Origin of the sequence: Azospirillum agricola (assembly GCF_020005195.1) — a bacterium.
In the GTDB taxonomy this organism is placed as follows: Bacteria; Pseudomonadota; Alphaproteobacteria; order Azospirillales; family Azospirillaceae; genus Azospirillum; species Azospirillum agricola.
In genome coordinates this window covers 1,058,961-1,083,481 of sequence record NZ_JAIFZR010000002.1, presented here as the reverse complement: position 1 = coordinate 1,083,481, position 24,521 = coordinate 1,058,961, and the positions used below count along the sequence as shown (strand labels likewise).

Below are 24,521 nucleotides of genomic sequence, written 5' to 3'. Positions count from 1 at the left end.
AGGTGAGGATCCCCCCTTCGGCCAGCGTCCTGACTCGCCAAAAGGTAAATGCAACTCATTCGCATAATGACGGGGGTCTTGGCGATGATCGGATCTGGGGCGCGCTCGGCGCGGGAGAACAGGGCGCGGATCGGCTGGAAGCCGGCGGCGATGGGGATGCTGCTGGCCACGACCGCCCTGCACGGCGCCCTGGCCGCGACCGGCCCGGCGACCATCGCGGCGGCTGGGGCGGCGGCTGGTGGGGCGGCTGGGGCGGCGGCCGCGCCTCAGGTGGCCCAGCAGGGCCGGACCGTGACCTTCGCCATCGCCGCCGGCCCGCTGCCGGGCGCGCTGGCCGCCTACGGTCAGGCCACCGGCTTCCAGCTTCTGTACCCGACCGGGATCGCGCAAGGGCTCTCCTCGCCCGGCGTGTCGGGCAGCCTGTCGCCGCGCGAGGCGCTGATCCGCCTGCTGTCGGGCACCGGCCTGACCGCGCGCTTCGTCGATGCCGAGACGGTGACGCTGGAGAAGGCCGCCGCCGGCGCCGGCGGGGCGATGGTGCTCGACCCGGTGACGGTGCAGGGCGCCAGCCTGACCGACCGGGGCCGCACCGAGGGGACCGGCTCCTACGCCACCGGCTCGACCGCCACCGCCACCAAGCTGCCGCTGTCGCCGCGCGAGACGCCGCAGTCGGTCAGCGTCATCACCCGCCAGCGCATCGAGGACCAGGGGCGGACCGAAATCCGCGAGGTGCTCGACCAGACGGTCGGCGTGACGCGCATGCAGAACGCGTCGCTGGGAAGCGACGGCTCCGAGATCTTCGCGCGCGGCTTCGCCGTGAAGAACTTCCAGGTCGACGGCATCCCGCGCTCGACCGTCTACGGCTTCGACGATTCCATCTCCGACATGGCGATCTTCGACCGCGTCGAGGTGGTGCGCGGGGCGACCGGCCTGCTGAACGGCGTCGGCGACCCGTCGGCGGCGGTCAATCTGGTCCGCAAGCGGCCGACCGCCACCGTCCAGGGCTATCTCCAGGGGCAGGTCGGCTCCTGGGACCGCTACCGGGGCGAGGCCGACCTGTCCGGCCCGCTGGTCGGGAACGGCCGGCTGCGCGGCCGCGTCGTCGGCGCCTACCAGGACAACGACACCTTCATCGACCGCCTGCACGAGCGCAAGAGGGTGCTCTACGGCGTCCTGGAGGCCGACGTCACCGAGGACACGACCTGGACCGTCGGGGTCGAGTACCAGAAGCACAAGTCCGACAACGCGTCGCGCGCCGGCTTTCCGCTGTTCTACGCCGACGGGACGAGAACCGACTTTTCCCGCTCCTACAACAGCGGCGCCAACTGGGCGTACTTCATGCACGACAACCTGACGGTCTTCAGCGAGGTGAAGCACCGTTTCGCCGACGGCTGGACCGCGACGCTGAACGTCGAGCACAACAACCGCAGCTATGACGGGCTGCTCGGCTATGGCGTGCGCGGCAGCCTGAACCGCGACGGCACCGGCATGGGCGTCTGGCCGGGCCGCTGGCAATCCAACCTCCAGCAGACCTCGGTCAACGCCGACGTCAGCGGCCCGTTCGAGCTGTTCGGACGGCGCCACGAGCTGATGGCCGGCATCAGCGGCTATTACGCCAAGCGCAGCGGCCTCAGCTACCCGCTCTGGTACATCAACGGCTACAACACCGACATCCCCAACTACTTCACCTGGAACGGCAACATCGCCCAGCCGACGCTGACCCCGACCGGCTGGTCGCAGACCAACGAGCGGCAGACGGCCGTCTACGCCGCGACCCGGCTGCGGCCGACCGACGATCTGTCGGTCATCCTCGGCAGCCGGCTCAGCCGCTGGGAGCAGAGCGAGGAAGGCCACCCGAACGGCGCGGCGGGCACCTACGGCAAGCGGTCGGAGAACGGCGTCTTCACACCCTACGCCGGCATCGTCTACGACCTGACCGACATCTGGTCGGTCTATGGCAGCTACACCAGCATCTTCAAGCCGCAGGACAGCAAGGACGCCGCCGGCCAGACCCTCGACCCTCTGGAAGGCGACGCCTACGAGGCCGGCGTCAAGGCCGAGTTCCTCGGCGGCCGGCTCAACGCCAGCGCGGCGGTGTTCCTGATCCAGCAGGACAATCTGGCGGTCGTCGATTCCGGCCGCTTCACCCCCGACGGCGGGCAGGCCTACAAGGCGGCCAAGGGCGCCAAGAGCAAGGGCTTCGAGCTGGAGCTGTCCGGCGAGGTGCTGGAGGGCTGGCAGGTCGGCGGCGGCTACAGCCACACCAGTATCAAGGACGCCGGCGGCCAGCAGCTGATGACCTACGTCCCCAAGGACAGCTTCAAGCTGTTCACCACCTACCGGCTGCCGGGCGCCTGGGACCGCCTGACCGTCGGCGGCAACGTCAAATGGCAGGGCGGAATTTACAACGGCACCGGCCGCAGCCGCTACGACCAGGACGGCTACGCGGTGGTCGACCTGATGGCGCGCTACCAGATCACCGAGAAGGTGTCGGCGGCGGTCAACCTCAACAACCTGTTCGACAAGAAGTACCTGACCAGCATCCAGAGCAACGGCTTCTACGGCGAGCCGCGCAACGTGCTGTTCACCCTGAAAGCCAACTGGTGATAGTCCGAACCGGCGGCGTCGCGACGCGGCCGCCGGTTCTCGTCCGCCCGTTCTCGGCCGCCCGTTCTCGTCCATTGGTGACGGTTGACCGCCCGCAACCTCCTGGGCCAAGCTACCCCACCTTGACCGGAACAGGGTGACGGGGAGACGGGGCATGGCCCGCTATACGGGCGTTTACGGGTTTCCGGAATCGGCGCAGGCGGCGCGGGAGTTGGGCGAGGCGCTCGGCATCCCCTGCCACATCGCCGAACTGCACCGCTTCCCCGACGGGGAAAGCCTCGTCCGGCTGCCGCAGCCGGTGGAGCGCGCCATCGTCTACCGCTCGCTCGACCAGCCGAACGACAAGCTGGTCGAGCTGACGCTCGCCGCCTCGGTGCTGCGCCGCCAGGGCGCCACGGAGCTGTGCCTGGTGGCGCCCTACATGGCCTACATGCGCCAGGACGCCATCTTCAGGCCGGGCGAGCCGGTCAGCCAGACGGTGATCGGCGATTGGCTGGGGCGCTGCTTCGACCGCTTCGTCTGCGTCGAGCCGCACCTCCACCGCACCCACACGCTCGACGAGGTCTTCGTCGGCTGCCCGTCCCGCGCGCTGACCGGCGCCGGCCCGATCGCCGAGCGGCTGCGCGCCGAGGGCGTTCCCGCCGACGCCGTGATCGTCGGCCCCGACGAGGAGGCCGCCCCGCTGGTCGAGGCGGTGGCCGGCCCGCTCGGCCTCGCCGGCGTCGTCGGGCGCAAGGAACGGCGCGGCGACCGCGACGTGACGGTCGTCCTGCCGGCCGACGCCCCGCTCGCCGGCCGCCCGGCGGTGATCGTCGACGACGTGATCAGCTCCGGCGAGACGATCTTCTCCTGCGCGCGCGCCGCGCGCGGCCTGGGGGCGGCGTCGCTGCGGGTGTTCGGCGTCCACGCCCTGTTCGGCGAGGCCGTCGCCGCCCGCTTCCAGGCGGAGGGGCTGGGGCTGCCGCTGTCCTGCGACGGGGTGCCCCACCCGACCAACGCGCTGCCGCTCGCCGGGCTGATCGCCGAGGCCATCCGCGGCTTCGAGACCGACGGCGGCTGACGCCGAAAGCCAACCACGGCCGGCGCCGAAAGCCAACCACGGCCGGCGCCGCCCGGCCCGGCGCCAAGGACCTGATGCAGAACGCCGCAACACCGCCTCGGGGTTTCGCGACGCTAACGATTCCGTCCGGTTTGGTGTAGGCTCTGCCGCGAATCCATCGGCGATCGGAGCGGCGGGCGTGAGCGGAGGCGGACTGTGGCGAAGGTGACGGACGTCGTTCTCCGGATGGCCCGCAAGCTGTCGGAGGATGTCGTGGCGCTGGGCCGGCTGCGCGCGGCGGGAAAGCCCAAGACCTTTCCGCGCTTCCGCGAAATCCGCAACGCCTACCTCGACATCCAGGGGCTGGTCTTCTCCATCCAGGAGCGGCTGGCGGAGGCCGGGAAGGAGCTGCCCGCCAACTTCCCGCAATGGGTGATCCGGCAGAAGCTGACCGCCATCGCCATCTTCACCGACATCAGCCACGCCTTCATCAGCGACCCGCCGCTGGCGCTGACCAGCTCGCTCGGCGCCTTCGACGTGCTGGAGGCCGAACAGAAGGCCTTCAACGAGACCCTGCACAGCTTCGACACCATGCTGATGGAGGCCGGCATCGACGACAAGACCGCCGACGAGCTGGACGCCACCCGCACCAAGATCGAGCACATCCTGGGCATGATCGAACGGCTTCTGGTGAACAGCCCGAAGATTCTGAAGGAATTCTGATGGAGCCGGTCCCGGAACCGGACGCCGGCCGGCCCGATCCGCCGCCCTCCGATCCGCCGCGCCCGCCCGCCGTCCGCGGCGTTCCGTGGCTGGTGCTGGCCGGCGGGATCCTGCTGTCGGTGCTGGCCTGGGACCGCTCGGCGCTCTCCCTGCACGAGCAGGCGCAGCACCGCTTCTCCATCCGGGTGGAGGAGCTGCACAGCCAGCTCGGCGACCGTCTGCGGGTGTACGAGCAGGTGGCGCGCAGCGCCGCGTCGGTCGTCACCGCCTTTCCCCAGCTCCGCCGCGCCGAATGGAACCGCTTCGTCGAGGCGCTGCGCATTCCCGAACGCTATCCCGGCATCCTGGCGGTGGCCTACGCCCGCGCCGTCGGCGCCGGGCGGGCCGACGACCTCGCCGCCGCGATGCGCGCCGACGACGCCCCCGGCTTCCGCGTCTGGCCCGAGCGCGGCGGGGCCGAGCGGGCGATCAACATCTTCTCCGCCCCGGCCAACGAGACCAGCATCCGCGCGCTCGGCTTCGACCTGCTGTCGGAGGGCATCCGCCGCGACGCCATCGAGCGCGCGCGCGACAGCGGCCAGCCGACGGCGACGCGCGCCATCACCCTGAAGGTCGACGAGGCCGGCGGCGCGCAGCCGGCCTTCATCCTGTTCCAGGCCACCTACCGCGACGACCCGCCGCCGCCCACGCCCGAGGCGCGGCGCGCCTCCTTCACCGGGGTGGTGCTGACCCCGGTCCGGGTCATGCCGCTGATCGACGGGCTGTTCGGCAGCGGCCGCCACGACGTGCTGGTCGAGGTCTTCGACACGCCGGCCGGCGAGGCCGACTTCCCGCTCTACCGGAACGGCGGCCCGACGACGGCGCCGCCGCCCCTGCTGCCCTTCGCCCTCCTGCCGCCCTCCCTCCTGCCCGCCGCGCCGGCGCCGATCTCGGTGGTCCGCGAGCTGCCGCTGGGCGGGCGGGTCTGGACGGTGCGCTACGAAAGCCAGCCCGCCGGCGGGATCGGCGTCGAGGAATGGGGGCCGCCGGCGGTCCTGGCCGGCGGGCTGACGCTGAGCGCCGCGCTGTTCCTGCTGCTGCGGACGATGACCGCCACCCGCGCCCGCGCGCTGGTGCTGGCGGAACGGATGACCGCCTCGCTGCGCCGCCAGGAGGCGGAACGCACCCAGCTCTTCACCCAGGCGCCGCTCGGCATCGCGGTGATCGGCGGCGACGGGCTGGTCGTCGAGTGCAATCCGGCCTTCGCGCGGGCCGCCGGGCGCGGGCGCGACGCGGTGGTCGGGGTCGATCTGCGGCTGCGCGCCGGCGACCCGGCGGTCGTCTTCGCGCTCGACGCCGCCCTCCAGGGCGAGAGCGGCAAGCTGGAAACCGACCAGCCGCTGCTGACCGGCGGGCGGCGCAGCCATTTCAGCCTGCATTTCCAGCCGGTGACGGCGGACGGAGAGCTGATGTTCGTGCTGGCCTTCGCCGAGGACATCGGCGAGAAGCGGCGGGCCGAGCAGCACATCCAGTATCTCGCCCATTTCGACGCGCTGACGGGGCTGCCCAACCGGGTGCTGCTGTTCGACCGCATCGCCCAGGCGCTGCACGAGGCCAGGCGCGACGGCGGCAAGGTCGGCGTGCTGTTCATCGACCTCGACCGTTTCAAGGTGATCAACGACAGCCTGGGCCATTCCTTCGGCGACGAGGTGCTGCGCTCGGTCGCCCGGCGGCTCCAGGCGGGGCTGCGCGACACCGGCACGGTCGGCCGGCTGGGCGGCGACGAGTTCCTGATCGTCGTCCGCCAGGTGGCCGACCCCGCCGACGCGGCGGCGGTCGCCGAAACGGTGGTGGCCCAGCTCGCCAGCCCCTTCCAGGTCGGCGGGCAGAGCTTCGTCGTCACCCCCAGCGTCGGCATCAGCCTCTACCCCGACGACGCCGACGACGTCGAGGGGCTGATCCGCTGCGCCGACATCGCCATGTACAACGCCAAGGAGACCGGCCGGAACGCCTACCGCTTCGTCACCCGCGAGATGGGCGCCAAGTCGCGCGAGCGCATGGATCTGGAGGCCAGCCTGCGCCGGGCGATCCGCGACGGCGAGCTGTTCCTGGTCTACCAGCCGCAGGTCGCCACCGCCGACGGCCGCATCGTCGGGCTGGAGGCGCTGGTCCGCTGGCGCCACCCGCAGGACGGGCTGGTCATGCCCGGCCGCTTCCTGCCGGTGGCCGAGGAAACCGGCCTGATCATCGCCATGGGCGATTGGGTGCTGACGGAGGCCTGCGCGCAGATCCGCCGCTGGCGCGACCGCTTCGGCCTGTCGGTGCCGGTGGCCGTCAACCTGTCCGGCGCCCAGTTCCGCGACGGGCTGCTGCCGGTCAAGGTCGCCCAGGCGCTCGACGCCAACGGGCTGGCCGGGCCGGAGCTGGAGATCGAGGTCACCGAAAGCACCCTGATCGAGGACATCGACACCGCCGCCGCGACGCTGGCCGGGCTGAAGGAACGCGGCGTGCTGATCGCGCTGGACGATTTCGGCACCGGCTATTCCTCGCTCAGCTACCTGCACCGGCTGCCGATCGACAAGGTGAAGATCGACCGCTCCTTCATCCAGGATCTGTCGAGCGGGGCGAGCGACGCCTCGGTGCCGCGCGCCATCGTCGGTCTGGGCCGCAGCCTCGGCCTGTCGGTGATCGCCGAGGGGGTCGAGAACGAGGCCCAGTTGCAGCTTCTGCGCGACCTCGCCTGCGAGAGCTACCAGGGCTACCTGTTCAGCCGCCCGCTGCCGCCCGACCAGATGGAGGCCCTGCTGGCCGGGCTGGCGGCGCGGGACGCGACTCCGGCGGGGTGACGCGCCGCCGGACGCTCAGCGCGCGACGCCCGCGAGCGGACGCCCCTCCCCCTGTCCTTCCCCCTGCCCCTCCCCGGCCTCATCCAAACGGGCGAGCACGGCCTTGGCGGCGGCCAGCGCGCGGCGGGCGCGCTCCTCGGGACCGACGCTGCGGGCCAGCCTGTCGGTCGGGATTTCCAGGCTCAGCGGCACGTCGCGCGGCAGCGGCCGCAGGATGGAGAGCAGGTCGATGCCGCCCTCGCCGGGAAACAGCCGCTCGGCGCGGGCGGCGTGGATCAGCCCCTCGGTGGTGGCCGGCCGCTCGGCCGGGGCGTCGCAGAGCTGGACGTAGTGCAGCCACTCGCGCGGCAGGGCGGCCAGCTCCGCGATGCGGCTGCCGGACCGGTCGAAATGCAGCGCGTCCACCAGCACGCCGCCGTTGGGCTGGGCGGCGGCGCGGACGACGCGCGCCGCCTTGGACAGGTCGGGCACGTCGGTCCACGGCATGAACTCCAGATCCGCCGTCAGGCCGTAGGGGGCCGCCGCCTCGCACAGCCCGGCGAAGCGCGCGGTCAGGCGGGCCTCGTCGGGGTCGTTGCCGGCGACCAGGATCGCCCTGGCGCCCAGCGCCTGCCCGACCTCCAGGAAGGGCGTGAAGGCGGCGAGGTCGGTGTGCGGCTCCAGCCGGATGATCTCCAGGTCGAAGACGGTGACGCCGGTGTCGGCGATGGCGGCCAGCGTGTCCCGCAGCATGGGCGGGTCGTCCATCAGATAGGCCGGCCCGCCGGGGGTGGCCGGCAGCAGGCGGACGCCGATGCGGTCGTAGCCGGCGCGGGCGGCCAGCGCCACCATCTCCGGCGGCGCCACGTCCAGCACCGTGAGATGGGCGAGTGAGAAGCTGTGGCCCATGGTCATGGGATCCTCGAAGGTGGAAACGGGCTCAGGTCAGCGGCGAGACGTCGAGCGGCAGGCCGATGGTCGACTCCATGGCGGGGGTCAGCCAGACCGCGCTCCTGGGCGGCCAGACCCCGACGCGCACCGATTCCGCGCGCAGGCGCGACCGTTCCTCCAGGCTGGCGTAGGGCCAGATGTGGACGATGCGCGGCGGGCCGTCCACGGCGTGGGTCGCCAGCAGCAGCTTCGACAGCTTGGTGCGGCCGGGCAGCGCCTCCGCCCAGCCCTCCAGCGTCGGGGCCAGCCCGCCGGTCTTCAGCACGTAGGAGCGGATCTCGTAGATCGGCCCGAAGGCGCCGGGCTCGACCGGAGGCAGTCCGGGAAAGGGCGCCAGCGTGTCGAGCGACAGGCCGGTCAGGACCTCCCCGGCGCCGAAGGGGTCGGCGCTGGCCAGCGTGCGCGCGCGCTCGGCCGCCGCGTCGGCGGCGCTGTCGAAGCCGCGCAGCACGAGGACGCGGTTCAACGGGCCGATGTCCGACGCCCAGGCGCCGAGAAGACGGCCGCGCGCGCCGTCCGCCGCGCAGAAGTCGCGCAGGCGCGCGCCCAGCTTCGCCGCCGCCCCCATCGTGGTGGACAGCGTCGCCAGTTCGTAGCGTTCCATAATGGTCTCCGGAATGAGTCGTGAAGAAGAATGAGCCGGTCAGCCGGCCGCCTTTCGCGCCAGATCGAGTCCGGCCAGATAGCCGAAGGTCATCGCGGGGCCGAGCGTGATGCCGCCGCTGGGGTAATGGCCGCCCATCACGCTGGCCATGTCGTTGCCGGTGGCGTAGAGCCCGGCGATCGGCCGGCCGTCGCGGCCGAGCACGCGGGCCGCCGCGTCGGTCTTCAGGCCGGCGAAGGTGCCCAGGCTGCCCGGCACGATCCTCACCGCGTGGAAGGGGGCGCGCTCGATGGGGCCGAGCGTCGGGTTGGGGCCGTGGCCGGGATCGCCCGACACCCGGTTGTAGGGTGTGCCGCCGCGCCCGAAGGCCGGGTCGCGGCCGGCGCGGGCGTCGCGGTTGAAGGCCTCGACCGTCGCCGCCAGCCCGGCCGGGTCGATGCCGCAGCGCCGCGCCAGCTCCTCCAGGGTCGGCGCGCTGACCAGATAACCGTTGCGCCGGTAGCGCCCCAGCGGCACCGGGAAGGGCTTCGACGCGCCCAGCCCGTAGCGGCGCTGGAAGCGATGGTCGCAGACCAGCCAGGCGGCGGCCTCCTCCCCCGGCCCCACGGCGGCCAGGAGGTCGCGCATGAAGGCGTGGTAGGAGTTCGCCTCGTTGGCGAAGCGCCGGCCGGCGGCGGTGACGGCGATGAGTCCGGGCTTGCCGCGGTCGATCAGGTGCGGGAAATGCAGCACCGAGCCGTCGCGCTGGACCAGCCGCGACACCGGCGCCCAGGCCCCGGCGTCGCGCAGGCCGCGCTCGACCTCCGCCCCCGCCGATTCGCCCAGACGCAGCCCGTCGCCGCTGTTGTCCGGTGGGGCGGCGGACCAATGCTCCGCCCCGGTCGGCGCGTGGCCGAACAGCTCCCTGCGGCGCTCCGGGTCGTGGGGAAAGCCGCCGGCCGCCAGCACGACGCCGCGCCGGGCGCGCACCGCGACCTCGCCGTCGGGCGTGCGCAGCACGGCGCCGCGCACGGCGCCCTCCTCGACGATCAGCCGCAGGACGGGGGAGCCGGTGCGGAAGCGCACCTTCAGATCCAGCGCCGATTTCAGCAGCCGGCCGGCCAGCGCCTCGCCGTTGACGAGCTGCATGGCGCGGCCGTGGCGGACCAGATCGACGGCGTGGCGGGCCAGCCGCCGCCCGGCGTGCAGGGCCGAGCGCAGCGAGCGCCGCGCGTTGAGGAAATGCCAGAGGTCGGCGCCCGACGCGATGCCCATGCCCAGCAGGGTCATCTCGGCCGGGGGGCGGCGCAGCAGCGCCACCGCCTCCCCCAGCTCCCGCCCGTCATAGGGCGCGCCGCAGACCGACCGGCCGCCGGTGGCCGCCCCCGGCGCGTCGCCGTCGAAATCGGGCACCGCGTTGCCGGCGACGAAACGAACGGCGGTGTGCTCCTCGAAGAAGGACACCATGCGCGGCCCGTTTTCCAGGAAGGCGTCGATCCGCCCGGCGTCGTACTGGTTGCCGAGGATGGCGCGCAGATAGCGCCGGGGCTCCTCGGCGTCCTCGCGGATGCCGGCGGCCTCGGCCAGCGGGTTGCGCGGGATCCACAGCCAGCCGCCCGACCACGCCGTGGTGCCGCCCAGTTGCGGCGCCTTCTCGGCGACCAGCACGTCCAGCCCGTGCCACGCCGCCGTCACGGCGACCGACAGGCCGCCGGCCCCCGACCCGACCACCAGGACGTCGCAGACGGGCGCCGTTCTGGCCGATGCGTCCGAAGCCGGTGCTCGCGAAGCCGGTGCTTCCCGAGCCGATGTTCCCTGAACAATGTCCGTCATGGTCCCGAACCGCTGAAGATGTCCCCGTCGCGGTCGCGGCGGAGCCGGTGGAAGGCCGGCGAACCCAGGCCGGTGGCGGCGAGTTCGGCGGCGGCGGCGAGCAGATCCTGCGCCATCTCGTGCAGGCGCGGCTCGGTCACGCGCACATAGGGGCCGGCGACGCTGACGCAGCCCTTGACCGGCCGCCCCTCGCGGGTGCGGATCGGGGCGGCGATGGCGGCCATGCCGGCGGTGAAGGTCTCGATGGCGATGCTGTAGCCACGGCGGCGGGCGAGGTGGATGTGCTCCAGGATCTCCTCGTCGCCGCGCGGCCCCCGCGGGCCCAGCGGCTGCTCCGGCATGCGGGCGCGCTGCCTGGCGATCAGCGCCAGCGCCTCGTCGTCGCCCAGGCAGGACAGCCAGGCGAAGCCGGCCGAGGTGCAGGCGAGCGGCGCCTCCATGCCCATGTCGGGGTCGTAGCGCAGGCCGGTGCGCGCGCCCTGCGCCTTGGCGACCCAGGTCAGCCGGTCGGTGTCGACGACCGACAGGCGCACCAGTTCCCCGGTCCGCAGCGCCAGCCGGTCGAGCACCGGCTGGGCGAGGTCGACGACGCCGCTGCCCGACAGATAGGTGAATCCCAGCGACACCAGCTTGGCGGTCAGCATGTAGCCGCCGCGCTCGCCGTCCTGCCGGACATAGCCATGGCCGATCAGGTCGGTCAGCAGCCGGTGCGAGGCGCTGCGCGGAATGTCGAGCCGCGCGGCGATCTCGTGCAGCGGCAGCCCCTCGGTGTGGACCGCCAGCAGCTCCAGGATCGCCAGCACCCGGTCGAGGATGCCGGTGCGGTCGCGGGCCGCCGGCTGGCCGGAGACCGCCTGCTCGGAGAGTGCCTGTTCGGAAGCCGGAGTGGTGGAGGGCGTGCGCGCCATCGTCCGTGTCCTGTCGTCGGGTGGGGGAGTGCCGGAGGGCGGCGAGTGTACGCCCTTGCCGGAACCCGATTCCACCGCGCCGTGGCCGGACCGGAATTCATGGGAAGCGGAACCGCCCGTGGCGAGGGCCGAAGCCGCGCGCGTCGCCGGGGCGTGAAGGTCTGGGTGAGCCATGGCTGGCATCGTCGGCCGCTTTCCATTCTGTTCCGGTTTGCATCGCTATAATGGGACACAATTCCAATTTCTGAAATTCATACTGGAATAGAGTTCCGGTTTCAAGCTATAACCGCCCCACCAACAATCGCCGAAGCCAAGCACCGGCCGTCCACGCGGCCGGACACGGGGCCGCACACATGGAGGGAGCGCAGATGACGGACATGAAGTTCACCAACACGCCGGGGACCGCGCCGGGAACCGCGCGGGGCGTCAGCCGGCGCGGCCTGCTGACCGGCGCCGGGCGCGCCGTGATCGGCGGCGCCGCGCTGGCCGCCGGCGGCCCCTTCATCCTGTCGGCGCGCGGCGAGGTGCCGCTGAAGGTCGGCCTCGTCTTCGCCAAGCAGGGCACCTGGACCGAGCAGGGCGAGCTGCTGGTGAACGGCGCCACCATCGCGCTGGAACAGGCCAAATCGCAGGCGCTCGGCCGTCCCGTCCAGCTGGTCTGGTACGACGAGCCGAGCCCGCAGGCGGCCCAGCAGAATTTCCAGAAGCTGGCGGAGGAGGAGAAGGTCGCCGCCATCCTGGGCGGCACCAACAGCGGCACCGCGCTGGCCATGAGCGCCGCCGCCAAACGGGCGAAGGTGCCCTTCATCACGCCCAACGCGGCGGCGCGCGAGATCACCGGGAAGGAGTGCAACCCCTACACCTTCCGCGTCCTGACGACGACGCCGGTCGCCAGCCGGGCGATCGGGCCGCAGCTCGCCGCCATCGGCAAGAAATGGTATTTCATCTGCGCGTCCTACGCCTACGGCATGGACGTCTACGCCGAGATGAGGAAGCAGCTCGACGAGTTCGGCGGCACCGAGGCCGGCTTCGACAAGACGCCGCTCGGCACCACGGATTTCAGCTCCTTCCTGCTGAAGATCCGGCAGGCCAAGCCCGACGTGATCGTCGCCGGCCTGCCGGGCGGCGATTTGTCGGCCTTCCTCAAGCAGTTCGCCGACATGGGGATGAAGGGCAGGATCCCGGTGGCCTGCCCGATCATCGGCGATTCCGACCTGTGGTCGATCGGGCCGGAGGCGGCGACCGGCATCTACGGCAAGCCCTGGCATTTCAGCGACCCCAACAACACCGCCGCCGACATGGAGTTCATCGCCGCCTACCAGGGCAAATACGGCAAGCCGCCGGCCGACAAGGCGTGGCTCGGCTGGTTCAGCATGCGCAGCCTGCTGGGCGGCATCGAGCAGGCCGGGTCGGTGGAGGCCGCCGCCCTGCTGCGCGGGCTGGAGACCGCCCGCTTCGAGGACGGCGCCATCCCCGCCTATTACCGCGACTGGGACCACCAGATGCTGCGGCGGTCGCTGGTGCTGAAGGTGAAGGACAGGATCACCGACAAGTGGGACTGGCTGGACGTGGTGAAGGTCACGCCGGAGAACCCGCTGGACCTGGACAAGCAGTTCGGCACCCGCGAGGAGATCGCCTGCGCCATGAACAGGGCGTAACCGCAAGGCCCTCTCCCGCCCTCCGGGACGGGAGAGGGAAACACACGCGCCCCTGCCTCGCATGCATCAAGGACGCACATCATGATCGAGACGCTCATCCCTCAGATCGTGAATGGACTGGTTCTCGGCTTTCTCTATGTCCTCATAGCGGTCGGGCTTTCCATCATCTTCGGTCTTCTCGGAGTCGTGAACTTCGCCCACGGCGCCTTCTTCGCGCTCGGCGCCTATTTCGCGCTGACGCTGTACAAATGGTTCGGCTGGTGGGCGGTGCCGCTGGCGCCGCTGCTGGTCGGGCTGCTCGGCATGGCGGTCGAGCTGCTGCTGATCCGCCGGCTCTACGGCAAGGAGCCGCTGATCGGGCTGATCCTGACCTTCGCGCTCGGCCTGCTGATCGAGGCGCTGGTCCGGCTGGCCTGGGGGGCCGGCGGCCATCCCTTCAGCCCGCCGCCCTTCCTGGCCGGCATCGTCGAGTACGGCCCGCTGCTGATCACCAAATACCGTCTGGCCGTGCTGGCGGCGACCGTCGCGATCCTGGCCGGGCTGTGGGCCTTCCTGAACTTCACGCCCTTCGGCCGCATCCTGCGCGCCGGCAGCCGCGACGCCGAGATGGTCGGGATGCTGGGCATCAACCTGCCGCGCGTGCTGACCGGGGTGTTCGGGCTGGGCTGCCTGCTGGCCGGGATCGCCGGGGTGCTGGCGGCGCCGCTGTGGACCGTCACGCCGTCGATGGCGGCCGGCGCCATCATGCCGGCCTTCGTCATCGTCACCATCGGCGGGCTGGGCTCCTACCTGGGCGCCATCGTCGCCGGCCTGCTGGTCGGCGTCGTCACCGCCCTGACCATTCAATTCATGCCGGAGGCGTCCGCCGCCGCGATGTACGTGCTGATGGCCGCCATCCTGCTGGTCCGGCCGCGCGGGCTGTTCGGCGAACGCTGGGAGCGCTTCGAATGAGCCGCCGCACCTCGATCCCCACCCTCGCGTCGAACCCGCTGGTCCTGCTGGTCCTCGTCCTGGTTGCCCTGTCGGTCGCCGTGCAGATGACCGGGACGCCGCTCAGCCGCGTCACCCAGATCGCCATCTACGTGCTCTATGGCGCCGGGGTGAACCTGCTGCTCGGCTACACCGGGCTGGTGCCCTTCGGCGCCTCGGTCTTCTTCGGGACGGCCAGCTACGCGGCGGCGCTCGCCGCCCTGCATCTGGTCGGCAACGAGATCGTCGGGCTGGCCGTCACCGTCGCCGTCTCGGTGGTGCTGGCGGCGCTGCTGGGGGCGGTGGTGCTGAAGCGGCGCGGCCTGTACTTCTCGCTGCTGACGCTGGCCTGCTCGCAGATCGCCTTCGAGATCGCCTTCAAGTGGACCGACCTGACCGGCGGCGAGAACGGGTTGCAGAACGTGCCGCGCGGGCTGTTCCCCTCCTTCCTGTCCTTCCATGTCTTCGCGCTCGTCACCGTCACCGCCGCCATGTGGTTCCTGTGGCGGCTGGCCCACGCACCGTTCGGCCGGGTGCTCCAGGCGCTGCGCGACAACGAGCAGCGGGTGGCGAGCCTGGGCTACGACACCTACCGGGTGAAGCTGGCGGCCTTCGTCATCTCGGCGGCGCTGATCGGCTACGCCGGCGGGCTGCTGGCCTTCCTGCTGCAGGGCGCCTACGCCAACAACCTGAGCTGGCAGCACGCCGGCGACAGCCTGCTGATGACGGTGCTGGGCGGCGTGCATCATTTCCTCGGGCCGCTGTGGGGCGCCATCGCCTTCATCCTGCTGGAGGACAAGCTCAGCGGCCTGACCGAGCATTGGTGGCTGATCTTCGCCCCGATCATCATGGCCTTCGCGCTGCTGTCGCCGGAGGGCATCCACGGCCTCGCCCAGCGCGTGCTGCGGCGGGAGCGCTGGACCCTGACCCGCGCCGGCATCCCGCGCCGCCCCGACGTCATCGCCCCCTACCGCAGCACCGAACTGGACGCCGACGCCGGCACGCCGATCCTGACCGTCAAGGGGCTGAGCAAGAGCTTCGGCTCGCTGGTCACCGCCAGCAACATCGACCTGGAGGTCCACCCGCACCGGCTCCACAGCTTCATCGGCCCCAACGGCGCCGGCAAGACGACCTTCTTCAACATGCTGACCGGCGTGCTGCCGAGCGACCGCGGGACCATCGTCTTCGACGGCACCGACATCACCCGGCTGGCCATGCACCAGCGCATCCGGCTCGGCATCGGGCGGTCCTTCCAGATCCTCAGCGTCTTCCGCAACCTGACGGTCTTCGAGAATGTCCGCATCGCCGTCCAGGCGCGCAGCCCGCTGCGCTTCGGCCTGTGGCGCGACGCCCATTCCATCGATTCCGTCAACGCCCGCACCTGGTCGCTGCTCGCCTCGGTCGGGCTGGTCGAGCGCGCGGCGGAGCCCTGCACCAACCTGTCGCACGGCGAGCAGCGGCTGCTGGAGATCGCCATCACACTGGCGACCGAGGCCAAGCTGCTGCTGCTCGACGAGCCGCTGGCCGGGCTGGGCGAGGCCGACCGGCAGGTCGTCGCCGCGCTGATCCGCCAGCTCGCCACCCGCCACGCGGTGCTGCTGATCGAGCACGACATCGACCGCGTGCTGAGCCTGTCCGACCGCGTCACCGTGCTGCACCAGGGCCGGCTGATCGCCGACGGCAAGCCGGCCGACGTCGCCGCCCACCCCGACGTGATCGCCGCCTATCTCGGCGCCGCCAAGGACGGGGAAACCGGGTTCACCGCCCCGGCGCGCGCCGCCACCACCACCGCCATCGGCAAGCCGCTGCTGCGGCTGGAGGGGGTGTCGTCGGGCTACGCCGGCAGCCGCATCCTCGACGGGCTCGACCTCGTGGTGCGCGAGGGCGAGGCGGTGGCCCTGCTCGGGCGCAACGGCGTCGGCAAGACCACCACGCTGCGCACCATCATGGGCGGCTGCCCGCTCAGCGCCGGGCGGATCACGCTGGACGGCGCCGACCTGACGGGGGCCAAGCCCTACGAGATCAACCGCAAGGGCGTCTCCCTGGTGCCCGAGGGGCGGCGGCTGTTCCCCAACCTGACGGTGGTGGAGAATCTGCGGCTCGCCGCGCGGCCCGGCGGCCTGTCGGTGGAGGAGGTCTTCGCGCTGTTCCCCCGCCTGCACACCCGCCAGCGCGCCAAGGCGGAGAACCTGTCGGGCGGCGAGCGCCAGATGGTCGCCATCGCCCGCGCCCTGATGGTGCCGAGCCGCGTCATCCTGCTCGACGAGCCCTTCGAGGGCCTCGCCCCCGCCGTCGTCAAGGAGGTGATGGAGGCGGTGGCCAAGCTGCGCGGCCGCGTCGCCCTGGTGATCGTCGAGCACCACGCCGAAACCGTGCTGTCGCTGGTCGACCGCGCCTATGTGCTGGTCAACGGCAAGGTCGCCTACGAGGGCAAGGCCGAGGATCTGGAGCGCGACACCGCCCTCCAGCACCGCCTGCTCGGCGTCGTCCACCCCAGCGAGACCGAGGCGGCGGCCATCGCCGCCGACCATTCCTGAACCCGGCATTCCCGATCCTGGAGTTTCCAATCCATGCAGCCCATGCTGAACGGCGCCACCCGCGTCTTCGCCATCGTCGGCGACCCCATCGCCCAGGTGCAGTCGCCGGCCCACGTCACGCGGGCCTTCGCCGAGCGCGGCGAGAACGCCATCCTGGTGCCCGCCCACGTCACGCCGGCCGACCTCGACGCTTTCCTGGCCGGCATCGCCAGGGCGCGCAACGTCGACGGCATCATCGTCACCGTGCCACACAAGTTCGCCTGCTTCCGCCACTGCACCGAGGTCACCGACCGGGCGCGCTTCCTCGGCGCGGTCAACGTCATGCGCCGCACGGCGGACGGCTGGGCCGGCGACATGGTGGACGGGCTGGGCTTCGTCGGCGGCATCCGCGCCGAGGGGTTCGAGCCGGAGGGCAAGAGCGCCCTGCTGGTCGGCGCCGGGGGTGCGGGCACCGCCATCGCCCTGTCGCTGCTGGAGGCCGGCGTCCGCGACCTCGCCATCCACGACGAGGACACGGCGCGGCGCGACACGCTGGTCGGCCGCCTGCGCGAACGCTTCGGCGGCGCGGTGCGGGCGGGCGAGCCGGACCCGGCCGGCTACGACCTCGTCGCCAACGCCACCCCGGCCGGGATGCGGCCGGGCGACCCGCTGCCGGTCCCGGTCGAGCGGCTTGAGCGCACCACCTTCGTCGGCTGCGTCATCACCGCGCCGGCCGCCTCGCCGCTGGTGGTGGCGGCGCGCGGCCTCGGCTGCCGCACCCAGGTCGGCGGCGGCATGTTCGCCAACCTGCTGGGGCTGATGGTGGATTTCCTGCTGGCCGGGAAACGCTGAGAGGCACGGCGCAGCAACACCCAACCCGTCACAAAGACACCGGAATCCCCGCCATGACCATCGACCTCCGCCGGATGCCGGACAAGCCCGCCTACGACGTCATCGTCGTCGGGGCCGGCGGCGCCGGAATGGCCGCCGCCCTGTTCGCCGCCATCGAGGGCCAGAGCGTCCTGCTGATCGAGCGCACCGCGCATGTCGGCGGCACCACCGCTTTCTCCGCCGCGACGACCTGGATCCCCAACTCCCACCACCGCGCCGCCACCGGCGCGCCGGACAGCCCGGAGACCGCTGCCCGCTACCTCGACCTCGCGGTCGGCGACCGGTCCTCCGCCGCGCTGCGCCGCGCCTTCCTGGAGGCCGGCCCCAAGGCGGTCGAGACCATCGAGGCGCAGTCCGAGGTCAAGTTCCGCGCCCGTCCCTTCCACCCCGACTACATCTCCGAGCTTGAGGGGTCGACGCTCTGCGGCCGGGCGCTGGAGCCGCTGCCCTTCGACGGTCGCAAGCTGGGCCGGCACTTCGCGCTGATCCGCCCGCCGATCCCGGAATTCACCGTGCTCGGCGGCATGATGATCGACCGCGACGACATCGGCCACCTGCTGAAGCTGACCAAATCCTGGCCCTCCTTCAAGCACGGGCTGAAGCTGGTCCTGCGCCACGCCATGGACCGCGCCCGCCACCCGCGCGGCACCCGGCTGGTGATGGGCAACGCGCTGATCGGCCGGCTGCTGCATTCGCTGCTCCAGCGCGGCGTCGACATCCTGGTGGACACCACGGTCGGGGAGCTGGTCCGCGACGGCGGCGCCGACGGCGGCGCCATCACCGGCGTCGTCGCCTCCCAGGCCGGCGACAGCCGCCGCATCGCGGCGCGGCGCGGCGTCGTCCTGGCGTCCGGCGGCTTCAGCCGGCACGGGACGCTGCGCGCCGCCATGCTGCACCAGCCCACCCCGGAGCACAGCCCGATCGCCCCCGGCAACACCGGCGCGATGCACGACCTCGCCCTGGCGGCCGGGGCGCGCTACGGCACCGGCAACCTCGACAACGCCTTCTGGGCGCCGGTGTCGGTGCGCCGCCGGCCCGACCGCTCGACGGCGGTGTTCCCGCACTTCATCCTCGACCGCTGCAAGCCGGGCATGGTGACGGTCAACAAGGCGGGCAAGCGCTTCGTCGACGAATCCACCTCCTACCATCTGTTCGGCCGGGCGATGTTCGAATCCCACAAGACGGTGCCGACCATCCCGGCCTTCCTGATCACCGATTCCGAGGGTTTGCGCAAATACGGCCTGGGCATGGTGCATCCCGGCGGCAAGAAGCTGGAGCCCTTCCTCAGGGACGGCTACCTCACCATGGGCGCGACGCTGGACGAGCTGGCCGGCAAGCTCGACATCGACGCCATCGGGCTGCGCGAGACGGTGGCGAGGATGAACGAATACGCCTGGACCGGCGTCGATCCGGAGTTCGGGCGCGGCACCACCGCCTACAACCGGGCGAACGGCGACCCCAACCAGACGCCCAACCCGAATCTCGGCCCGATCGGCACGGCGCCCTTCTACGCGGTGAAGCTCTACCCCGGCGACATCGGGGCGGCGACCGGCTTCGTCACCGACACCGACGCCCGCGTGCTCGGCCCCGACGACCGGCCGATCCAGGGTCTCTACGCCTGCGGCAACGACATGAACTCGATCATGGGCGGGGTCTATCCGGCGCCGGGCATCACGGTCGGCCCCGGCCTCGCCTTCGCCTACCTCGCCGCCCGCCACGCGGCCCACGCCCACCGCCCACGCACCGTGAAGGAGATGGAAACATGCGCGCCCTTGTGACCGGAGCCAGCGAGGGAATCGGCGGGGCGGTCTGCCGCAAGCTGGCGGCCGACGCCATCCGGCGCGGCGAGGAGGCGGCGATCCTGCTGACCGTCCGCAACCCGCGCCCGGAGGTCGAGGCGCTGGCCGCCGAGCTGCGCGGCCAGGGCGTCCGCGCCGGGATCGCGTACGGCGATCTGGCCGACCCCGAGACGCCGGGGCGCCTCGTCGACCACGCCCTGGATCTGTGCGGCGGGCTCGACGCCGTGGTGTCCAACGCCGGGATGATGGGCGTCGCGCCGCTGACCGGCCTGACGGTGGAGGGCTGGGACCGGCTGTTCGCCGTCAACACGCGGGCGACCTGGCTGCTGGCGAAGGCGGCGCGCGACGCGCTGGCCGAAAGCCGGGGCTCGCTGGTCGCCGTCGCCTCGATGTCGGGGGTGCAGCCCCACGCCGGCGGCGGCGCCTATTCGGCGAGCAAGGCGGCGCTGATCATGCTGGTCCGCCAGATCGCCCAGGAGTGGGGGCCGCAAGGCATCCGCGCCAACGCGGTGTCGCCCGGCATGACCCGCACGCCGCTGACCGCGCGGATCTACGCCGACGCCGGGGTCGCCGCGCGGCGCGATTCGCTGGTGCCGCTCGGCCGGGTGGCGCGGCCGGAGGACGTCGCCGGGGTGGTCGGCTTCCTCGCCGGGCCGGACGCCGCCCACGTCACCGGCGAGAACATCACCGTCGACGGCGGCTACGCCAGCTCGATCCTCGGCCATCTGCCGGGGCTGCCGGAACGGCCGTGACGAACGATCCCGGAGCGGCCCGGCGCCGGGCCCGCGCCGGGATCATAGGCCGACCGGGGCACCCCCCACGACCATTCCGATCAGCCCTTGCCGCCCACCCGCAAAAGGTGCAAGGCTGCGGGCGGGCAAAGCAACGTCGGATGATCCCATGGGGTCCGTTTTCCAATCCCTGCAAACCCTGCCGTCCTATCTGCTGTTCGCGGCGGTGATGCTGGGCTTCCTGATGCTGTTCATCGCGGCCTACACCGCCGTCACGCCGTACCGCGACCTGGCGCTGGTCCGCCAGGGCAACACCACCGCCGCGCTGACGCTGGGCGGCGCGATGATCGGCTTCGCCCTGCCGCTGATGAGCGTCGCCTCCCACACCTCCAGCCTCGTCGATCTGGCGGTCTGGGGGGTGATCGCGCTGGTGTCGCAGATCGTCGCCTACCTGATCGGCTCGCGGGTGCTGCTGCCCGATTTCCGCGCGGGCGTCGAGGCCGACCGCACCGCCTACGGCGTTCTTCTCGGCAGCCTGTCGATCGCCGTCGGCCTGCTGAACTACGGCTCGCTGACCTACTGATCCCGCCCGCCGATTCCGAGAGGAGGCTCCGATGAAACGCTCCCGCACCGTGGCCGCCCTGCTGATGGGCGGCATCAGCCCGATCCTGGTCGCCTGCGGCGAGGACCAGCCCGACACGGCGACCGTCTACCCGTCCATCGAGGCCTGTGCCGCCGACATGCCGGCGGATGACTGCGTGGCCGCCTTCACCGCCGCCCGCAGCGAGCATCAGGCCAGCGCCCCCCGCTTCGCCAGCCGCGAGGCCTGCGAGGCGGAGATGGGCGACGGCGCCTGCACCCCGGAGGCCGAGGCCCAGGGCGGCGGCGGCGGCCAAGGCGGCGGCCAGGGCAGCGGCATGGGCAACGTCTTCGTCCCGGCGCTGGTCGGCTTCATGGTCGGCCGCAGCCTGTCGGGCAGCTTCGCGCAGCCGGTCTATTTCGACCGCCAGGGCTACGCCCGCAGCGGCCGGACCCAGATCGGGCAGGCGCCGGTCCGGCCGCCCCAGGGCGCGCCACCCCAGGGCACGGCGCCGGCCGGCGGCGTGGCCTCCAGCTCCGGCTCCTACTACCGGCCCGGCGCCGGCAACGCCGGCCGGTCCTTCACGGTCCCCGCGCCCGGACGCAGCGCCGGGTTCGGCTCGACCGGCTCGTCGCGCGGCTTCTCGGGAAGCTGAGGCCATGGAGCGCATCCGCACCACGCCCCGCCCGCACTGGCAGGCCAGGCTCGACGAGATCGGCTTCCCCTTCCACACCGAGGCCGACGGCACGCCCTATTGGGACGAGAGCGCCCATTGGCGCTTCTCCCTCGCCGAAATCGAAACGCTCGAAACCGCCGCCGAGGAGGTCTACCGGCTGTGCGAGGCGGCGGTCGGTCATGTGGTGACGCACGGGCTGTACGAGGCGGTCGGCCTGCCCCGCTGGGCCGCCCCGGCGATCGAGGCGAGCTGGGCCGGACGCGACACGCTGGACATGGCGCTCTACGCCCGCTTCGACTTCGCCTGGGACGGCCGGGGCGGACCGCCCAAGGCGCTGGAGCTGAACGCCGAGACGCCGACCTCGCTCTACGAGACGGCGGTCGCGCAATGGTGCTGGCTCCAGGACACCCACCCCGACGACGACCAGTTCAACAGCCTGGAGGAGGCGCTGGTCGAGCGCTGGCGGGCGCGGATGCGGGCCTTTCCGGGTCTCGCGTCGCAGGGGGAGGCCGTCCATTTCGCCTGCCTGACGCCGCACCCGGAGGACGAGGCGACCATCGCCTATCTCCAGACCCTGGCTCTGCGGGCGGGCATGACCACCAAGGCGATGCCGATCCAGGCGATCCGCTACGACGATTCCACCCAGCGCTTCCTGGACGATTCCGGCCTGCCGATCCGGCACCTGATGAAGCTCTACCCCTGGGACTGGATGATCCGGGAGACGACCGGCCGCGAGCTGGTGGCCGCCGCCGCGGAAACGCGGATCCGGGTGATCGAGCCGGCCTGGAAGATGGTGATGGCCTCGAAGGGGCTGTTCGCCCTGCTGTGGGAGCTGAACCCCGGCCACCCGAACCTGCTGCCGACCACGCTCGACCGCAACGCGTTTCCCGCCGGCAGCACGGTGGTGGCCAAGCCGCTGCTCGGCCGCGAGGGCAGCAATGTCAGCATCGCCACCCTGGGCGCCGACGGGCTGCCGGCCGGCCGGCCGCTCGCCCAGACGGAGGGCCCCTACGTGGACGAGGGCTGGGTCTACCAGGCCTTCACGCCGCTGGCCGAGGCGGACGGCAACCACGCCGTCCTCGGCGTCTGGATGGCCGGCGGCACCCCCTGCGGCCTCGGCATCCGCGAGGACCGCGCCCTGATCACCGGAAACACCAGCCGCTTCGTCCCGCACCGGATCGGATGAGGGCGGGCCGGGCGGCGGAGAGGTCGACGGGGCGGGGCCGGGGGAGCGTCCCTCCGGCCCCGCCGCCGCGCCGTCAGTGGTTCGACGCCGCCGCCGCGCCGATGCCGGTCTGCGAGCGCACGAACTGGTCGTCGTAGGCGTCGCGCTCCGCCGCCGCCGAGGCGCTGCGGTCGAGCTTCGACACGACGATGGTCACCAGGAAGGCCAGCGTCATCGAGAACAGCGCCGGATGCTCGTAGGGGAAGATGGGCGCCGGGTTGTTCAGCACCACCACCCAGACGGCGTTGGACAGCACCACCATCGCCACCGCCGACACCAGGCCGGCGAGGCCGCCGGCCAGCGCGCCGCGCGTGGTCAGCCCCTTCCAGTACATCGACAGGATCAGCACCGGGAAGTTGACCGAGGCGGCGATGCCGAAGGTCAGCCCGACCAGGAAGGCGACGTTCTGCTTCTCGAAGGCGATGCCCAGCACCACGGCCAGCACGCCCAGCACCAGCGAGGCGAGCTTGGACACGCGCATCTCCTCGCGCTCGGTCGCCTCGCCCTTGCGGATGACGCGGGCGTAGAGGTCGTGGGCGATGGCCGAGGCCCCGGCCAGCGCCAGCCCCGACACCACCGCCAGGATGGTGGCGAAGGCCACCGCCGACAGGAAGCCCAGGAACAGGTCGCCGCCCAGCGCCTTGGCCAGATGCATCACCGGCATGTTGCCGCCGCCGATCAGCTTGCCGCCGACCACGCCGCCCTCGAAGAACTGCGGGTCGGTGCCGACGATGGTGATCGCCGCCATGCCGAGGATGCAGACCAGCAGGAAGAAGAAGCCGATGAAGCCCGAGGCCACGAACACGCTCTTGCGCGCCTCCTTGGCGTTGGGGACGGTGAAGAAGCGCATCATGATGTGCGGCAGCGCCGCCGTGCCGAACAGCAGGCCGAGCGACAGCGACACCGCCGACACCGGGTCGGCCAGCAGCGTGCCCGGCCCCATGATCCTGACGCCGTCCTTGTGCGAGGCGACGGCGCTCCTGGCGATGGCCTCCAGGCTGAAGCCGAAATGCGACAGGGCGAGCAGGGTCAGCGCCGTGCCGCCGCCCAGCAGCAGCACCGCCTTGATGATCTGCACCCAGGTCGTCGCGATCATGCCGCCGAAGGTGACGTAGACCACCATCAGCACGCCGACCACCACCACGGCGACGTTGTAGTCCAGCCCGAACAGCAGCTTGATGAGCTGCCCCGCCCCGACCATCTGGACGATCAGGTAGAAGCACACCACCGTCAGCGAGCCGATGGCCGCGAAGGTGCGGATCTTGCCCTGGTCCAGCCGGTAGGAGGCGATGTCGGCGAAGGTGAAGTGGCCGAGGTTGCGCAGCCGCTCGGCCAGCAGGAACAGGATGATCGGCCAGCCGACGAAGAAGCTGATGGTGTAGACGAAGCCGTCGTAGCCCTTGGCGAACACCATGCTGGACAAGCCCAGCAGGGTCGCCGCCGACATGTAGTCGCCGGCGATGGCCAGCCCGTTCTGGAAGCCGCTGATGCCGCCGCCGGCCGTGTAGAAGTCCGACGTGGATTTGGTGCGGTTCGCCGCCCAGTACGTGATGCCCAGCGTCAGCAGCACGAAGGCCAGGAACATGCCGATGGCCGACAGGTTGACCGGCTGCTTGTCCACCGGCCCGAGGTCGCCGGGAGCGGCCAGCGCCGGAAGGGCGCAGGCGGCGAGCAGCGCCGCCGCCCCCGCGGCGCGCGCGATCGTCGCCCCTCTCATCGCAGGGTCTCCCGCGTGATGTCCTGGTTGAGATCCTCGAACTCGCCGTTGGCGAAGTGCGAGTAGACGCCGGTCAGCAGCCAGGACACCACGATGATCGCCGCCCCGATGGGGAAGCCGACGCTCAGGGCCGATCCCTCGCCCAGCGGGGCGTGCAGCGTCTGCGGCGCGAAGGCGACCACCATCATGAAGGCGTAGTAGGCCACCAGCACGATGGCCGACAGCCCGAGCGCCAGCCGGCTGCGCTTGCGGACCAGTTCATGGAATTTCGGGTTCCGGCGGACCCGTTCGTACACGGGGTTCGACATGTT

At 71.9% G+C, this 24,521-nt stretch carries 19 protein-coding genes; 13 read left to right on the top strand and 6 right to left on the bottom strand.

The annotated features are described in order from the left end of the window. The first annotated feature begins 84 nt into the window (after nucleotides 1-84). The 4 genes from JN22_RS07690 to JN22_RS07675 all read left to right on the top strand — a co-directional run bounded on the left by JN22_RS07690 (nucleotide 85) and on the right by JN22_RS07675 (nucleotide 7,194). Complete coding sequence (locus JN22_RS07690; RefSeq protein ID WP_223677613.1) at nucleotides 85-2,607, top strand: TonB-dependent siderophore receptor; 2,523 nt, start codon at nucleotides 85-87, stop codon at nucleotides 2,605-2,607. Nucleotides 2,608-2,761: 154 nt separating this feature from the next. Further along, the gene (gene prs / locus JN22_RS07685) at nucleotides 2,762-3,667 is read left to right on the top strand and encodes a ribose-phosphate diphosphokinase (RefSeq protein ID WP_085553317.1); all 906 of its coding nucleotides are present in this window, start codon (nucleotides 2,762-2,764) and stop codon (nucleotides 3,665-3,667) included. Between the two features lie 195 nt (nucleotides 3,668-3,862). Then, entirely contained in the window at nucleotides 3,863-4,369 is a 507-nt protein-coding gene (locus tag JN22_RS07680; protein WP_085553316.1) for a hypothetical protein, read from the top strand. After that, the gene (locus tag JN22_RS07675) at nucleotides 4,369-7,194 is read left to right on the top strand and encodes a bifunctional diguanylate cyclase/phosphodiesterase (protein WP_085553315.1); all 2,826 of its coding nucleotides are present in this window, start codon (nucleotides 4,369-4,371) and stop codon (nucleotides 7,192-7,194) included. Before JN22_RS07680 ends, JN22_RS07675 begins: the two co-directional genes overlap by 1 nt. Before the next feature lie 15 nt (nucleotides 7,195-7,209). On the opposite strand, the gene JN22_RS07670 is transcribed toward JN22_RS07675, so the two are convergent. The 4 genes from JN22_RS07670 to JN22_RS07655 are packed head-to-tail and all read right to left on the bottom strand — an operon-like array spanning nucleotide 7,210 to nucleotide 11,448. Then, nucleotides 7,210-8,088, bottom strand: a complete 879-nt coding sequence (locus JN22_RS07670; protein WP_211099596.1) for a sugar phosphate isomerase/epimerase family protein — start codon at nucleotides 8,086-8,088, stop codon at nucleotides 7,210-7,212. Nucleotides 8,089-8,113: 25 nt separating this feature from the next. Then, a complete protein-coding gene (locus JN22_RS07665; RefSeq protein WP_085553314.1) occupies nucleotides 8,114-8,728 on the bottom strand; it encodes an NIPSNAP family protein in 615 nt (204 codons plus the stop codon). Nucleotides 8,729-8,767: 39 nt separating this feature from the next. After that, nucleotides 8,768-10,540 (bottom strand): FAD-dependent oxidoreductase, encoded by a 1,773-nt coding sequence (locus tag JN22_RS07660; RefSeq protein WP_085553313.1) that lies wholly within the window; start codon nucleotides 10,538-10,540, stop codon nucleotides 8,768-8,770. Beyond that, the gene (locus JN22_RS07655; RefSeq protein WP_085553312.1) at nucleotides 10,537-11,448 is read right to left on the bottom strand and encodes an IclR family transcriptional regulator; all 912 of its coding nucleotides are present in this window, start codon (nucleotides 11,446-11,448) and stop codon (nucleotides 10,537-10,539) included. Before JN22_RS07655 ends, JN22_RS07660 begins: the two co-directional genes overlap by 4 nt. A 368-nt stretch (nucleotides 11,449-11,816) precedes the next feature. Between JN22_RS07655 and JN22_RS07650 the strand changes: the two genes are divergently transcribed. From JN22_RS07650 to JN22_RS07610, 9 genes are all read left to right on the top strand, one after another. Continuing rightward, a complete protein-coding gene (locus tag JN22_RS07650; RefSeq protein WP_143268176.1) occupies nucleotides 11,817-13,106 on the top strand; it encodes an ABC transporter substrate-binding protein in 1,290 nt (429 codons plus the stop codon). 81 nt (nucleotides 13,107-13,187) lie between these two features. After that, nucleotides 13,188-14,057, top strand: a complete 870-nt coding sequence (locus JN22_RS07645) for a branched-chain amino acid ABC transporter permease (RefSeq protein WP_085553311.1) — start codon at nucleotides 13,188-13,190, stop codon at nucleotides 14,055-14,057. Continuing rightward, entirely contained in the window at nucleotides 14,054-16,612 is a 2,559-nt protein-coding gene (locus tag JN22_RS07640; RefSeq protein ID WP_085553310.1) for a branched-chain amino acid ABC transporter ATP-binding protein/permease, read from the top strand. The genes JN22_RS07645 and JN22_RS07640 overlap by 4 nt, the downstream gene beginning before the upstream one ends. Nucleotides 16,613-16,645: 33 nt before the next feature. Beyond that, entirely contained in the window at nucleotides 16,646-17,443 is a 798-nt protein-coding gene (locus JN22_RS07635; protein WP_085553309.1) for a shikimate dehydrogenase family protein, read from the top strand. 53 nt (nucleotides 17,444-17,496) lie between these two features. After that, complete coding sequence (locus JN22_RS07630) at nucleotides 17,497-19,260, top strand: FAD-dependent oxidoreductase (RefSeq protein WP_085553308.1); 1,764 nt, start codon at nucleotides 17,497-17,499, stop codon at nucleotides 19,258-19,260. Beyond that, nucleotides 19,245-20,033 carry an SDR family NAD(P)-dependent oxidoreductase gene (locus tag JN22_RS07625; protein ID WP_085553307.1) on the top strand — a complete coding sequence of 263 codons (789 nt, stop codon included), beginning with the start codon at nucleotides 19,245-19,247 and terminating at the stop codon, nucleotides 20,031-20,033. Before JN22_RS07630 ends, JN22_RS07625 begins: the two co-directional genes overlap by 16 nt. A gap of 148 nt (nucleotides 20,034-20,181) precedes the next feature. Then, nucleotides 20,182-20,595 (top strand): DUF350 domain-containing protein, encoded by a 414-nt coding sequence (locus JN22_RS07620; protein ID WP_085553306.1) that lies wholly within the window; start codon nucleotides 20,182-20,184, stop codon nucleotides 20,593-20,595. 31 nt (nucleotides 20,596-20,626) lie between these two features. Then, entirely contained in the window at nucleotides 20,627-21,247 is a 621-nt protein-coding gene (locus JN22_RS07615) for a DUF1190 domain-containing protein (protein ID WP_085553305.1), read from the top strand. A 4-nt stretch (nucleotides 21,248-21,251) separates the two neighbouring features. Continuing rightward, the gene (locus tag JN22_RS07610; protein ID WP_085553304.1) at nucleotides 21,252-22,454 is read left to right on the top strand and encodes a glutathionylspermidine synthase family protein; all 1,203 of its coding nucleotides are present in this window, start codon (nucleotides 21,252-21,254) and stop codon (nucleotides 22,452-22,454) included. A gap of 73 nt (nucleotides 22,455-22,527) precedes the next feature. On the opposite strand, the gene JN22_RS07605 is transcribed toward JN22_RS07610, so the two are convergent. Beyond that, a complete protein-coding gene (locus JN22_RS07605; RefSeq protein WP_085553303.1) occupies nucleotides 22,528-24,210 on the bottom strand; it encodes a cation acetate symporter in 1,683 nt (560 codons plus the stop codon). Then, the gene (locus tag JN22_RS07600) at nucleotides 24,207-24,518 is read right to left on the bottom strand and encodes a DUF485 domain-containing protein (protein WP_085553302.1); all 312 of its coding nucleotides are present in this window, start codon (nucleotides 24,516-24,518) and stop codon (nucleotides 24,207-24,209) included. Before JN22_RS07600 ends, JN22_RS07605 begins: the two co-directional genes overlap by 4 nt. Nucleotides 24,519-24,521 lie beyond the last annotated feature (3 nt).